Here is a 14,333-nt window from a genome sequence, read left to right on the forward strand (position 1 = left end):
AAAGTTGAGTTTTATTGCACTATGCGCGACACGCCGACATCCGACCTTCTGGAACTGATCGCCCTGAATGATACCGTGGCCTCGTTCAGCCGCCTGTTTGCCAATACGGTGCGCTACCATCACTGGCATCAGTGTCTGGAGATCCTCTATGTGGAAGAGGGCTTTGGCGTGGCGATTGTCGATAATCGTCACTACACCATGCGCCCCGGACGACTGTTTTTCTTCCCGCCTTTTACGCTGCACAAGGTCATGGTGGACGAACAGGCGGAGGCAATTTACCGCCGCACCATTATTCATCTCGACCAGCACGCGGTGCTGAAGATCCTGCGGGATTTTCCCCAGACCCGGCAGCGCCTGGAGCGGCTGTCACGCCGTGGCGGCGAAGCGTGGGTCGCCGATTTAGCCCACTGTCACCACCATATCGACCATCTGTTTAGCTGCTATAAACCGCCGATGAACGGCGAGAGCATCGCCAGCCTGCTGATCGGCCTGTTCGCGATGCTCCCCGACGATCACGACGGTGAGCCGGGCAACAGCCAGGGGATCGCCAGCCAGGTAATGTTCTGGCTCGACGAGCATTATCAGGAGAAATTTCGTCTGGATGCCCTGGCCGAAGAGCTGGGTAAATCACGCAGTTACGTATCGCGAAGATTCCATGCGGAAACGGGCGAAAAAATTCACGACTACCTGAACACGCTAAGGTTGCGTAAGGCGTGCGAGTGTTTACTCCACACGGATTCGAGCGTGCGTGACATTGCCGCACAGGCGGGATTTTCCGACGTGACGTGGTTTATCAGCGCGTTTAAAAAGGGGATTGGCGAGACGCCGTTGCAGTACAGGAAGAACCATCGTGCGGTTTGACGCCCTCACCCCAGCCCTCTCCCACTGAGAGAGGGGGAAGATCATCCGCTCTTCTTCCCCGGCTTTAATCCGCGGTGTAACTCGTTGATGCGCTTCATCGACTTGATGGTGCGCTGCGGCTCGGTGGAGGCGACGGACAGAATAATCATCTCCAGGCACAGCAGCACCGTGCCGTGCAGCGGGATTTTGCCTTTCTCGCCGCCGCGCGGGACGTGGATCACTACGCTTGCCTCTTTGCTAAAGCGCGAGTCCGTGGCGTTGGTCAGCAAAATGGTGGGAATACCCAGGCGCTTCGCTTCGCGCAGCGTGGTCTGCCCCTCCCGGTGCGCGGATTTTTGCGCCATCATTACCAGCACGTCACCGCGCTGTAGGGCAATCAGCTGTTCGGCGAGGCCAATACCGGTGCGGTTGAGCGGGATCGCAGGCAGGCCTATACGGCTAAACAGTCGCGAGGTGTACTCGGCCAGAATGCCGGATGCGCCAATGCCAAAAATAGCGACCTGTCTCGCCTGCGCCAGCAGCGACACGGCCTGCGCCATCGCGTAGCGGTTGCCCGGTTCGGACAACACCGCGCAGGTGTGCTGATGGCCTTCCAGCACAAAATCGATGCTCGCGTCGACGTCGCTGGTAAGCGTGTTTACCGTGGTGGACATCTTCTCGCTGGAGGTGACCACCGGGCCAAACCACTGCTCCAGGGTCTGCTTGAGATCCCGCAGCCCGCCAAACCCAAGCGCCTGAATGGCACGCACCACGGTGGCGTCCGAGGTGTGTAGCACAGCGGCAATCTCCATTGCCGTCTGCTCAATAACCGCTTCACGATTTTCATTGATATAGCTCGCCACCTGCAGCAGACGCGGCGTCAGCTGGTGCGCCCGCGAGCGGAGGCGGTCGCCGTAGACATCAATTTTTCGGATCATCGTGCGGCCTCCGGCAGCGGACGGCCCACTATCTGCGACTGCACCTGCGCGGCCATCAGCCCCAGCGAGGCAAATGAATTTGAGATCGCTTCCTCGCGGGAGATGAGCACGTAATGCCCGGTTCGGCAGGCGTTGAGAAACTGACACCAGCCCGGCATCACCGCATCCATCGCCGCCAGCTCGTCCTGCGGTTTTCCGCCGGTGTCCCCGCGCCAGGTGGCAAAGACAAAATCAGCATCCAGCTCCGGCAGGCGCTCGGCGCTGACGTCGATGCGCCCGCCCTCCGGGATGCTCTCAATCAGCGGCGGGAACCTGAACCCTGCGTCGCGCAGCACGCGCCCAAGCGAGTGGTAGCTGTGCATGGCGTTGATTTTGCCCTGATTGGCCTGAATCACCGAGACGGTCAGTTTGCTCGTATCGATGGTCGCCTTTAGCGCCTCGATCTGCTCCTGATAGCGACGCTCCAGAATCTTCAGCCGCGCCTCTGTCCCGGTAAGCTGCGCCAGCTTGCGGTAGATCTCCGGCGCACCGCCGTCGAGGTGATCGATACTCACCGTCGGGGCAATTTTTTCCAGCTGTTCGACCGGCGTGTTGCGGGTCGGCTCGGTGATGATAAGATCCGGCTTCGCCGCGGCGATGGCTTCAATATCGATATCCGCGGTGCCGATGAATGTGATGTCGGAATTATCAAAATCGATGCCCGTCAGCATACCGCTGGAACGCAGAAAATGGCTGCCGTCCGGTCGGGTGCGGCCATGGCTGGCAACCGGCGGTACGCCAAGCTCGATCAGCGGAATGGTGATATCCAGGTCGTGCAGGGACACAATCCGCTTCGGGTTAACCGGCACCACCACGTTGCGGTTCAGGTCGTCAGTAAACGTCTGCGTTGGCTCTGCGGCTCCTACAGCAAAACCCACCAGCACCAGCATTGCAAAAAATACGCGCATTTTTATCCCCTAAAATCGATCCCGACGCTGCCAGAGCAGCAGCAGGAAAAACGGTCCGCCAATCAGTGAAATGACAATTCCCGCCGGCAGCTGCAACGGGAGAAATGCCAGCCGCCCGACGTTATCCGCCAGCAGCACCAGCAGCGCGCCCAGTACGGCACTTCCCGTCAGCAGTGCCGTTTGCCCTCCGCGCAGCAGCAGGCGCGCCATGTGCGGGGCAATCAGCCCGACAAAGCCGATACTCCCCACGCAGGAGACGCAGGCCGCGGTGAGCACCACGGGGGCAAACACGCGCAGCAGAGCGAGGCGTGAAGTCCGCACGCCCAGCCCCGTCGCAGTGTGGTTGCCGAGCAAGGCTACGTCTGCGGCGCGTGCGGTAAAGAGCAGCAGCGCAAACGCTGGCACTGTCCAGGCAGCAGCGATGCTGACCAGCGTCCAGCTTGCCGCATGCAGGCTCCCCGCCAGCCACAGCATCGCCGTCTGGACGTCGCGCACGTCGGCGGTCGTCATAAAGACCCCCATCGCGGCGGCAAACGCCCATGACACGCCGATGCCAATCAGGATGAATCGCGGGCGCGAGATATCACGCGCCAGCGCCACTACCAGCAGCGCGGTCAGCAGCCCACCGGCCATGCCGATAAGTGGACGCCAGTACGGCCCCAATCCCGGAAACTGAAAAATCAGCAGCAGCACCGCCGCGCTACAGCCCTCTTTCACGCCGATAAGACCGGGGTCAGCAAGGCCGTTGCGGGTAATGGACTGCATGGCCGCCCCCGCCATGCCGAGCATCGCGCCGCACAGCACCGCCATCAGCAGGCGCGGCAGGCGGATATCCATCACAATGTAATGCGCATCCGCCGTCAGACGTTCAGGATAAAACAGCGCACGTCCGATGGCGGAAGCAGGAATGGGCAGCGAACCGTGCGTCAGGCCAAAACTTAGCAGCAGGAGAGCGGCAAGCGATAATACGGCCAGATACAGCAGCGCCCTCGGGCGAACCAGCGCCGAGAAGGAGAAAAATCGTACTGCCCTCAATCCAGCCCGGTTCATTTGAACATCCTTGACGCCATAAGGATAAAGACCGGCGCGCCGACCAGTGCAGTCATCACGCCGGTTGCCAGCTCATACGGCGTTAACAGCGTACGGGCGGCGATATCCGCCATCAGCAGAACCAGCGCCCCGCAGAGGGCTGAAAGCGGCACCATCACGCGCAGGTCCACCGATACCAGACGGCGAATCAGCTGCGGCACCACGAGTCCGATAAACCCGATCGGTCCGGCAACTGAAACCGCCGCGCCGCACAGCAGGGCGATGGCCAGCAGCGCGAGCAGGCGCGTTTTCAGCAGCGACACGCCAAGCCCCTGCGCCATTCTCTCGCCCAGCGCCAGCATGTTCAGCGACGGCGACAGCCAGAGCGCCAGCGCAAAACCCACGGCAGCGGCCCCCGCGGCGCTAGCGATCGTCTCGCCGATGACTCCCGCCACATCCCCCGCAAGCCAGGTCCGCACGGCCAGCAGCGTCTGTTCATCCAGAATCAACACCGTGGCGGTTATCGATGAGGCAAATGCCGACATTGCCACGCCGCACAGCGTGACCTTCATCGGCGTGAGACCGGTACGCCCGGATGAGGAGAACGTTAGCACCAGCAAAAAGAGCGCGGCGGCGCCAGCTGCGGCTATCAGAGGGCGGCCAAACGGCAGCGACAGCCCGAGGGCACTCGTCAGCACCACCGCCAGCGCCGCCCCTGCATTCAGCCCCAGGATATGCGGCTCGCCGAGCGGGTTGCGGATCACTGATTGCAGCAGCACGCCCGCGATGCCGAGCGCCGCGCCCGCCACCAGGGCGGCGCACAGCCGCATCAAGCGCAGCCTGACGATCACGCTATGCTCAAAATTGCGCGGGTCGAAGTGGAAAAATGCGTCTACTACCGTCCGGGGGGCGATAACGCGCGCCCCGATGCTCAGGTGCGCAATCGCGCCTGCCAGAAGCAGCAGCGTAAAGAGAATAAAGGCCACAGATGTGCGCATCATGGTTTGTCGTCAGCCTGACGGAACGGCATAAAGAACGGCTTGCCGGTCAGCGGGTTAACCGACATATGCACGTCGACGTCAAACACCGCTTTGATCAGCTCCGGCGTGCAGGCGTCGCCCTCATGCAGTACCCCCTCAACCTTTCCCTGACGTAAAAAGACCAGCGAATCACCGTAATTCACGGCGAAGTTGAGATCGTGCAGAACCACCACCACGGTGCGCCCGTGCCGGCGCGTCAGCGTGTGCAGCAGTTCGAGGATCTCCACCTGGTAGCGAAGATCGAGGTACGTCGTGGGTTCATCCAGCAGGATATAGGGCGTTTGCTGCGCCAGCACCATAGCGATCCAGCAGCGCTGGCGCTGGCCGCCGGACAGGCTTTCAACCAGATGATGGGCAAACTCTGCCGTTCCGGTCAGGCGTAACGCCTCTTCCACGGCCCGCTCGTCTTCCTCGCTCCACTGGCGCATCACGTTCTGCCAGGGGAAACGTCCGCGCGAGACCAGCTCAAATACGGTTAACCCTTCTGGAAGCAGCGGAGACTGCGGCAGGATCCCGAGCTGGCGGGCGACCGCTTTGGTTGGTTGCGAGTGGATGGCTTTGCCGTCCAGCACCGCGCTGCCGCCGAGCGGCTGAAGCAGCCGTGCGAGGGTACTTAACAGCGTCGATTTTCCGCAGCCGTTTGCGCCCACCAGAACAGTCATTTTCTGCTGGGGGATCGCAAGGGAGATATCATCAACGATGATTTTTTTCTGGTAACCCGCGGAGAGGTTCTCAAGAACCAGTCCCGGCTTTTTGATGTAGTAAGCCACGTGAACGCCAACGTAAGAAAAAAAACCAACAAATAAAAATAAAACTCATTCTCTTTTGTGAGTTTGCCGCCGCTCCATGTAGTAGTCAAGCGAAGATACACCCTGTAAAACCCAGGGATAATTGAGCATCACCGCACAAATTAAAATTCATTTTTATTAATTATTTTCAATATCTTAAACCAGAAAACGAAGCGTATTAGTCAGAGAGAAACCTCTGTAGCGAAATTTTTATTTATTTCATTTACTACTACATTCCCTCATGCTTGAATGATTCTCAATTACAAGTCCGACGCCATAGAGGCTAACGGACAGACCGTAAGGGCAATGACTCACACATTCTTCCGCGAGCATTTCATCGCAGGATATTTTGGGAAAACAGATGTAATGGCTAAGTTCACACCTTCATTCGCCGGGGTAAAAGGGCGCGCGCTCTTTTCACTCCTGTTCATGGCGCCTCTGGTGCACGCAGCAGCAAAAGACGGTGAGACGCTTACCGTCACTGCCGATCCTTACGCTTCCACCGACGCCACCAGCGGCTATCAGCCCCTGAACACCTCCACCGCCACGCTGACCAACATGCCGATGCTGGACATCCCGCAGGTGGTCAATACCGTCAGCGATAAAGTGCTGGAAGACCAAAACGCGACCACGCTAGACGAGGCGCTGTATAACGTCAGCAACGTGGTGCAGACCAACACCCTGGGCGGCACGCAGGATGCCTTCGTGCGCCGTGGCTTCGGCGCAAACCGCGATGGCTCGATCATGACCAACGGCCTGCGCACCGTGCTGCCGCGCAGCTTCAATGCCGCAACCGAGCGCGTGGAGGTGCTAAAAGGCCCGGCCTCGACCCTTTACGGTATTCTCGACCCCGGCGGCCTGATTAACGTGGTGACCAAACGCCCGGAGAAAACCTTCGGCGGCTCGATTTCTGCCACATCAACCAGCTTTGGCGGCGGTAGCGGACAGTTTGACGTCACCGGTCCAATTGAAGGTACGCGTCTGGCCTATCGCCTGACGGGGGAGTATCAGGACGAGGATTACTGGCGTAATTTCGGCACCGAACGCAGCACCTTTATCGCCCCGTCTTTGACCTGGTTCGGCGATGATGCCACCGTGACCGTGCTCTATTCGCATCGCGACTATAAAACGCCGTTCGATCGCGGAACGATCTTCGATCTCAACACCAAAAAGGCCGTCGACGTCGATCGCAAAACCCGCTTTGATGAGCCATTTAACGTGACCGACGGTCAGTCCGACCTCGCTCAGCTTAACGCGGAGTATCGGCTCAACAGCCAGTGGACCGCGAAGTTCGACTACAGCTACAGCCAGGATAAGTACAGCGATAACCAGGCTCGCGTGATGGCCTACGATTCAAAAACCGGCAACCTGACCCGCCGCGTGGATGCGACCCAGGGTTCGACCCAGCGTATGCACACAACGCGGGCAGATTTGCAGGGGAACGTGGACATCGCGGGCTTTTACAATGAGATCCTGACCGGCGTGTCGTATGAGAATTACGATCTGCTGCGCACGGACATGATCCGTTGTAAGAACGTTAAGGATTTCAATATTTACAACCCGAGCTACGGCAGCCTCGGCAAGTGCACCACCGTCTCGGCAGCCGACAGCGATCAAACCATCAAGCAGGAGAGCTACTCCGCCTACGCGCAGGACGCGCTGTACCTGACCGATAAATGGATCGCCGTTGCCGGACTGCGCTACCAGTATTACACCCAGTACGCGGGCAAAGGCCGTCCGTTTAACGTCAACACCGACAGCCGCGACGACCAGTGGACGCCGAAGCTGGGCCTGGTATACAAGCTCACGCCGGCAGTCTCCCTGTTTGCCAACTATTCCCAGACGTTTATGCCGCAGTCGTCCATTGCGAGCTACATCGGCGACCTGCCGCCGGAAACGTCGAACGCGTATGAAATAGGCGCTAAATTCGACCTGTTCGACGGCATTACCGCCAACATCGCGCTGTTTGATATCCACAAGCGCAACGTGCTGTACACCGAGAGCGTCGGTGATGAAACCGTCGCCAAAACCGCGGGCCGCGTGCGCTCGCAGGGTGTCGAAGTGGATCTCGCCGGATCGCTGACCGAGAACACCAACATTATCGCCAGCTACGGCTATACCGATGCGAAGGTGCTGGAAGACCCGGACTACGCGGGCAAACCGCTGCCGAACGTACCGCGCCATACCGGCTCCCTGTTCCTGACGTACGATATTCACAATGCGTTTGCCGGGAATACGCTGACAATTGGCGGCGGCGGGCACGGCGTAAGCCGCCGCTCAGCGACTAACGGTGCGGATTATTATCTGCCGGGCTATTTCGTGGCGGATGCATTTGCGGCGTACAAAATGAAGCTGCAATATCCGGTGACGCTACAGGTGAACGTGAAGAATCTGTTCGATAAGACCTACTACACGTCGTCGATTGCGACCAACAACCTGGGCAACCAGATTGGCGACCCGCGTGAAGTGCAGTTTACGGTGAAGATGGAGTTTTGACGTAAAAAAGCCCGGTGGCGCTAACGCTTACCGGGCCTACGATCCTAACCCCCTCCCTGTGGGAGAGGGTTAGGGTGAGGGGACATCAGGCCTCAATATCCGCCATATCGCCTTTCTCCTGGAGCCAGTTACGTCGGTCTTCAGAACGTTTCTTGGCCAGCAGCATATCCATCACGGCGTTGGTTTGCTGTTCGTCTTCATCGCTGATGGTCAGCTGCACCAGACGGCGGGTGTTCGGATCCAGGGTGGTTTCACGCAGCTGCATCGGGTTCATCTCGCCCAGCCCTTTAAAGCGCTGAACGTTCGGTTTGCCCTTCTTGCGTTTGAGCTGCTCCAGCACGCCCGCTTTCTCTTCTTCCGTCAGCGCATAGTAGACTTCTTTGCCAAGGTCGATACGGTACAGCGGCGGCAGCGCCACGTGGACGTGACCGTTTTTCACCAGCGTGCGGAAGTGCTTCACGAACAGCGCACAGAGCAGCGTGGCGATGTGCAGACCATCGGAGTCCGCATCCGCGAGGATACAGATCTTGCCGTAGCGCAGCTGGCTCAGATCGTCGCTGTCCGGATCGATGCCGATCGCCACGGAGATGTCGTGTACTTCCTGCGAGGCCAGCACTTCATCAGACGAGACCTCCCAGGTGTTGAGGATCTTACCCTTGAGCGGCATGATCGCCTGATATTCACGATCGCGCGCCTGCTTGGCCGATCCGCCTGCCGAGTCCCCTTCCACCAGGAACAGCTCGGTGCGGTTGAGATCCTGGGCGGTACAGTCCGCCAGCTTGCCCGGCAGCGCGGGGCCGCTGGTCAGCTTTTTACGCACCACTTTCTTCGCCGCGCGCAGGCGACGCTGGGCGCTGGAGATGGCCATTTCAGCCAGCATTTCTGCGGCCTGAACGTTCTGGTTCAGCCACAGGGTAAACGCATCTTTCACCACGCCGGAGACGAACGCCGCACACTGGCGTGACGACAGGCGCTCTTTAGTCTGACCGGCAAACTGCGGATCCTGCATCTTCACGGAGAGCACGTAGGCGCAGCGGTCCCAGATATCTTCTGCGGAAAGCTTCACGCCGCGCGGCAGAATGTTGCGGTATTCGCAGAACTCGCGCATCGCATCCAGCAGCCCCTGACGCAGGCCGTTGACGTGCGTCCCGCCGAGCAGCGTTGGGATCAGGTTGACGTAGCTTTCCGTCAGCAGCTCACCGCCTTCCGGCAGCCACAGCAGCGCCCAGTCCACCGCTTCGGTGTCACCTTCGAAATTCCCGACGAACGGTTTTTCCGGCAGGGTCGGCAGGCCGTTAACCGCTTCGCACAGGTAGTCGTTCAGACCCTTTTCGTAGCGCCAGCTCTGTTCGGTGTTGTTTACGTGATCTTTAAAGGTGATTTCCACGCCCGGGCACAGCACCGCTTTGGCTTTCAGCAGGTGCGTCAGGCGAGAAACGGAAAAGCGTGGGCTGTCGAAGAAGCTTTCGTCAGGCCAGAAATGGACGCTGGTGCCGGTGTTGCGTTTACCGCACGTCCCGACGACCTGCAAATCCTGCACTTTTTCGCCGTTTTCAAACGCGATGTTATACACCTGGCCATCGCGACGAACGTTCACTTCCACGCGCTTTGACAGGGCGTTAACCACGGAGATCCCCACGCCGTGCAAGCCGCCGGAGAACTGGTAGTTTTTGTTGGAGAACTTACCCCCCGCGTGCAGACGACAGAGGATCAGCTCAACGGCTGGAACACCCTCTTCCGGGTGGATATCTACCGGCATGCCGCGGCCGTCGTCGATAACTTCCAGCGACTGATCGGCGTGCAGGATAACGTCCACGCGTCTGGCATGGCCTGCCAGCGCTTCGTCCACACTGTTATCAATTACTTCCTGGCCCAGGTGGTTTGGGCGCGTCGTATCGGTGTACATCCCCGGGCGGCGGCGAACCGGCTCAAGCCCGGTGAGTACCTCAATGGCATCAGCGTTATAGGTTTGCGTCATGATTTAAGCTAGCAATTCGCATTGATTGTCAGTGGCTGTGCAGTCCAAGAAAATCGACAATCTGGGTGAAATGATCTTCAAAGCCCGTGAAAGCATGGTTACCGCCCTCTTCTACAGTCTGGCGGCAGGATGCGTAATACGCCACTGCCTGGCGGTAATCCAGCACTTCATCTCCCGTCTGTTGCAGCAGCCAGATAAGATCGGGCGCTTCAAGCGGGTCGACCTGCATAACTTTGAGATCGTAAATATGGCGTGACTCTAGCACATATTGTTGGCCGGTGTAGGGGTTCTCGTTTTCGCCAAGAAAGTCCCTTAACAGCTCAAATGGCCGGACCGCCGGGTTGACGACGACAGCGGGTAACATAAAGCACTGCGACAGCCAGGTGGCGTAGTAGCCGCCGAGCGACGACCCGACAACGCCAAACGATTCGCCGCCGTGTTCAAGCACGATCGATTCCAGCATCTCTGCCGCATCCGCCGGATAAGGGGGCAACTGCGGAATAATCATCTCCACGTGGGGATGATTCGCGCTCAGCCACTGGCGAAGCTGCGTCGCTTTCGCCGATCGTGGTGAGCTGTTAAACCCATGCAGATAGAGAAGCGTCGACATCAATAGCCTTCCGAAGCGGTATCCGGGCGGAATTGAGCCCCGGTCAGACGGCAAACTTCGGTGGTCAGCGAGCCATCGGCATGCAGTTCCAGCCAGCGCCAGCCCGGTGCGATGGTATCCAGCGTAAAGTTGGCGCAGTGCGGCTTAAACTGCACGCAGGTAGAGGGCGTCGCGAGCAGGCGGCGACCATTCCAGTCGAGATCCTGTTCCTGGTGAATGTGCCCGCACAGCAAATTTTTCACGCGCGGAAATTTCGCCAGTACGCCGTCCAGCGCCGCAGAGTTGCGTAAGCTGTGCTGATCGAGCCAGCTACAGCCCGCCGGCAGCGGGTGATGATGCAGCAACAGCAGCGTATTGCGATTCGGTTCGGCGGCCAGTTTTGTCTCCAGCCAGTCAAGCTGATAGTCGCTCAACTCACCGTGCGGAACGCCAAACACCTGACTGTCGAGGAGCAGAATTTGCCACTGGTCCCCCGCAAAGACACATTTTGCCGGTGAAATCCCCGCATCCTGAAGCGAACTGTACATAGCGGGTTGAAAATCGTGATTGCCCGGTAGCCAGACGCAAGGCACGCTAAAGCTCGCAATCCCTTCAGCAAAATGCTGATAGGCTGCGGAGGATTGATCCTGCGCCAGATCGCCCGTCGCGACGATCAGATCGCATGGCCGCTTTTCAGCATGGATCGCGTCAAGAACCGCCTGATAACTCTCCCAGGTGTTCACGCCCAGAAGCGTCTCATGCTTTTCGGCAAAAAGGTGGGTGTCGGTGATTTGTAATATCCTGACTGGCGCCCCACCAGCAACAGTCAGGTTCAACAGGCTTTCCAAATGGTGTCCTTAGGTAGGTTTATGACGCTAACAAACCGGAATCGCCATTGCTCCATGTGCTAAACAATATCTTAGCCAGTCGGCTAAAAACTGGTTAATTTGATGCTTTTCGTCGCGTTGATGCAACTTTTTATTCGGGTAATCATACCGCGCTTTAAAGCGAAAGATCTGCTGGCTTGAACACACTTCAGCGACCATCGCGTCATGATAAAGACGTACCGTCATCGACGGCAGGCTCCAGTAGCTGATGCTCGGCGCCGTTTGCTCAATCTCCACCAGCGTAGTGTAGCGCGTTGATTCTGTTATCGTTAACCGATACTGCGCGTTGCTCACCTGATAGCTCACCGTTTCGCCGGGCGCGTCGTTTCGCGGCAGCAGGCAGCGCAGCTGGGCGAAATTGGTTTCGCACAGGCGCATCATTTCTGGGAAGTCAGGTGTATAACGCTTCATTTTTTCCACTCGTGTCGTAATGTCTGATAATGCAGCTGTAGCCATTGCAGGGCGATGACAGACGCTGCGTTGTCGATTTTCCCCTCTTCTACCCACTGGTAAGCCTGCTCCCGACTCACCACATGAACCCGAATATCTTCGTTTTCATCTGCCAGACCGTGGATCCCTTCCGCTGTCTTGGCGTCCACTTCGCCCACCATAATAGATGAACGTTCCGTTGTCCCACCCGGGCTTGCCAGGTAGCTCAACACCGGTTTCGTCCGGCCGATCGCCAGGCCCGCCTCTTCCAGCGCCTCACGGCGAGCGACGTCTTCGACCGACTCACCTTCTTCGATCATCCCTGCCACCATCTCCAGCAACCATGGCGTATCGCTGGTATCATAAGCCGCAATACGCACCTGTTCGACCAGCACCACTTCATCACGCACAGGGTCATAGGGTAGCAACACAGCCGCATGCCCGCGCTCAAAAATTTCGCGTTTGATTTCACCGCTCATCTCACCGTTAAACAGACGATGCCTGAAACGGTAAAGTTCCATTGAAAAAAAACCGCTATAAAGCGTTTCTCGTGCAATAATTTCTACATCGTTTTTGGCGAAGGTGACAGGCACGTTTTCTGGTTTTTGCATCGGTCGAGTCCTGGTAGCAATGGTGATGAAATTGTGAATTTCAAGGCTGTTTGGCTGCCGTTTGTATGGCTATATGGTAGATTGGAGCAAATTACCGCCAGATGGCACGTTACGCCAACCTTTTGGTGTGGATGATTCTGTTAGAATCGGCAATTATTTTTAATTAGATCAGCGCTAATACTGCTTCACAACAAGGAATGCAAATGAAGAAATTGCTCCCCATCCTTATCGGCCTGAGCCTGACGGGCTTCAGTGCAATGAGCCAGGCAGAAAACCTGTTACAGGTCTACCAGCAGGCACGTCTGGGCAACCCTGATTTACGTAAATCAGCGGCCGATCGTGATGCTGCGTTTGAAAAGATTAACGAAGCACGTAGTCCACTGCTGCCGCAGTTAGGCTTAGGTGCAGATTATACCTACACTAACGGTTTTCGCGATAACAATGGCATCGATTCGAATGCCACCAGCGCCTCTTTACAGCTTACACAAACCCTGTTCGACATGTCCAAATGGCGGGAACTGAGCTTGCAGGAAAAGAGCGCCGGCATTCAGGATGTCACCTATCAGACCGATCAGCAGACGCTGATCCTGAATACCGCGACCGCCTATTTCCAGGTTCTGAGCGCGATTGACGCCCTCTCCTACACCGAAGCGCAGAAACAGGCGGTTTACCGTCAGTTAGATCAAACCACCCAGCGTTTTAACGTGGGCCTGGTCGCCATTACTGACGTGCAGAACGCCCGTTCACAGTACGATACCGTACTGGCTAACGAAGTGACCGCACGTAACAACCTCGACAACGCCCTGGAAGCACTGCGTCAGGTCACCGGTAACTACTATCCTGAGCTGGCCTCTCTGAACGTGGACAGTTTCAAAACGGACAAACCGCAGGCGGTTAACGCCCTGCTGAAAGAAGCGGAAAACCGCAACCTGACCTTGTTGCAGGCACGCCTGAGCCAGGATCTGGCGCGCGAACAGATCCGTCTTGCACAGGATGGTCACCTGCCAACTCTGAGCCTGAGCGCCTCTACCGGCGTATCGGACACCAGCTACAGCGGGTCTAAAACGACCTCTCAGGCCTATGACGACAGCAACGTTGGCCAGAACAAAGTGGGTCTGAGCTTCTCTCTGCCGCTGTACCAGGGCGGGATGGTTAACTCTCAGGTTAAACAGGCGCAGTACAACTTTGTGGGTGCCAGCGAGCAGCTGGAAAGCGCACACCGCAACGTGGTGCAGACCGTGCGTTCTTCCTACAACAACGTAAATGCCTCTATCAGCAGCATCAACGCCTATAAACAGGCCGTCGTCTCTGCCCAGAGCTCACTGGATGCGAACGAAGCGGGTTACTCCGTAGGTACGCGTACCATCGTGGACGTGTTAGACGCAACGACCACGCTGTATAACGCGAAACAGCAGCTCTCCAGCGCACGTTATCAGTATCTGATTAACCAGCTGAACATCAAGCAGGCGCTGGGTACGCTGAACGAGCAGGATCTGCAAATGCTGAACAGCACGCTGGGCAAACCGGTCCCTACGTCGCCTGACAGCGTCGCGCCGGAAAATCCACAGCAGGATGCCGCCGTTGATAATTTCACCCCTAACAGCAGCGCCCCGCTTGCGCAGCCAGCGGCAGCGCGTAGCACCGCACCTGCCAGCAGCGGTACGAATCCGTTCCGTCATTAGGCCTTGCCCGATGGCGCTGAGCTTATCGGGCCTACTTAATCGTAGGCCGGGTAAGCACAGCGCCACCCGGCGCAAAATC

General features: G+C 57.9%; 13 protein-coding genes. 3 read left to right on the plus strand and 10 right to left on the minus strand.

Annotation, left to right across the window (positions count from 1 at the left end; all coding sequences use genetic code 11):
• Positions 1–21: 21 nt before the first annotated feature.
• On the plus strand, positions 22–861 hold the full coding sequence (locus KTH07_RS17065) for an AraC family transcriptional regulator (RefSeq protein ID WP_032619012.1): 840 nt from the start codon (positions 22–24) through the stop codon (positions 859–861).
• A gap of 41 nt (positions 862–902) precedes the next feature.
• On the opposite strand, the gene KTH07_RS17070 is transcribed toward KTH07_RS17065, so the two are convergent.
• From KTH07_RS17070 to KTH07_RS17090, 5 genes are read right to left on the minus strand one after another with little or no spacing between them, the layout of a single operon-like run.
• Positions 903–1,778 (minus strand): MurR/RpiR family transcriptional regulator, encoded by an 876-nt coding sequence (locus KTH07_RS17070; RefSeq protein WP_023304437.1) that lies wholly within the window; start codon positions 1,776–1,778, stop codon positions 903–905.
• Complete coding sequence (locus KTH07_RS17075; RefSeq protein WP_023295451.1) at positions 1,775–2,725, minus strand: iron-siderophore ABC transporter substrate-binding protein; 951 nt, start codon at positions 2,723–2,725, stop codon at positions 1,775–1,777. Before KTH07_RS17075 ends, KTH07_RS17070 begins: the two co-directional genes overlap by 4 nt.
• Positions 2,726–2,734: 9 nt before the next feature.
• Complete coding sequence (locus KTH07_RS17080; RefSeq protein ID WP_017692658.1) at positions 2,735–3,775, minus strand: iron ABC transporter permease; 1,041 nt, start codon at positions 3,773–3,775, stop codon at positions 2,735–2,737.
• Positions 3,772–4,755, minus strand: a complete 984-nt coding sequence (locus KTH07_RS17085; RefSeq protein ID WP_023304438.1) for an iron ABC transporter permease — start codon at positions 4,753–4,755, stop codon at positions 3,772–3,774. The genes KTH07_RS17080 and KTH07_RS17085 overlap by 4 nt, the downstream gene beginning before the upstream one ends.
• Positions 4,752–5,564 (minus strand): ABC transporter ATP-binding protein, encoded by an 813-nt coding sequence (locus KTH07_RS17090; protein ID WP_023304439.1) that lies wholly within the window; start codon positions 5,562–5,564, stop codon positions 4,752–4,754. The genes KTH07_RS17085 and KTH07_RS17090 overlap by 4 nt, the downstream gene beginning before the upstream one ends.
• Before the next feature lie 384 nt (positions 5,565–5,948).
• Between KTH07_RS17090 and KTH07_RS17095 the strand changes: the two genes are divergently transcribed.
• Entirely contained in the window at positions 5,949–8,078 is a 2,130-nt protein-coding gene (locus tag KTH07_RS17095; RefSeq protein ID WP_015571887.1) for a TonB-dependent siderophore receptor, read from the plus strand.
• Between the two features lie 85 nt (positions 8,079–8,163).
• On the opposite strand, the gene parE is transcribed toward KTH07_RS17095, so the two are convergent.
• From parE to nudF, 5 genes are read right to left on the minus strand one after another with little or no spacing between them, the layout of a single operon-like run.
• Positions 8,164–10,056: a DNA topoisomerase IV subunit B gene (gene parE / locus KTH07_RS17100; protein ID WP_017384044.1), complete on the minus strand. Its 1,893-nt coding sequence runs from the start codon at positions 10,054–10,056 to the stop codon at positions 8,164–8,166.
• A 28-nt stretch (positions 10,057–10,084) separates the two neighbouring features.
• Positions 10,085–10,666: an esterase YqiA gene (yqiA, locus tag KTH07_RS17105; protein WP_015571888.1), complete on the minus strand. Its 582-nt coding sequence runs from the start codon at positions 10,664–10,666 to the stop codon at positions 10,085–10,087.
• Positions 10,666–11,493, minus strand: a complete 828-nt coding sequence (gene cpdA, locus KTH07_RS17110; RefSeq protein WP_017384043.1) for a 3',5'-cyclic-AMP phosphodiesterase — start codon at positions 11,491–11,493, stop codon at positions 10,666–10,668. The genes yqiA and cpdA overlap by 1 nt, the downstream gene beginning before the upstream one ends.
• A 27-nt stretch (positions 11,494–11,520) precedes the next feature.
• Positions 11,521–11,943, minus strand: a complete 423-nt coding sequence (locus KTH07_RS17115; RefSeq protein WP_032619008.1) for a DUF1249 family protein — start codon at positions 11,941–11,943, stop codon at positions 11,521–11,523.
• Complete coding sequence (gene nudF / locus KTH07_RS17120; RefSeq protein WP_017384042.1) at positions 11,940–12,572, minus strand: ADP-ribose diphosphatase; 633 nt, start codon at positions 12,570–12,572, stop codon at positions 11,940–11,942. The genes KTH07_RS17115 and nudF overlap by 4 nt, the downstream gene beginning before the upstream one ends.
• 203 nt (positions 12,573–12,775) lie before the next feature.
• On the opposite strand from nudF, the gene tolC reads away from it, so the two are divergent.
• The gene (gene tolC, locus KTH07_RS17125) at positions 12,776–14,254 is read left to right on the plus strand and encodes an outer membrane channel protein TolC (protein ID WP_017384041.1); all 1,479 of its coding nucleotides are present in this window, start codon (positions 12,776–12,778) and stop codon (positions 14,252–14,254) included.
• The last annotated feature ends 79 nt before the right edge of the window (positions 14,255–14,333 follow it).

Source organism: Enterobacter cloacae complex sp. ECL72 (assembly GCF_019056635.1).
Classification (GTDB): domain Bacteria; phylum Pseudomonadota; class Gammaproteobacteria; order Enterobacterales; family Enterobacteriaceae; genus Enterobacter; species Enterobacter hormaechei_C.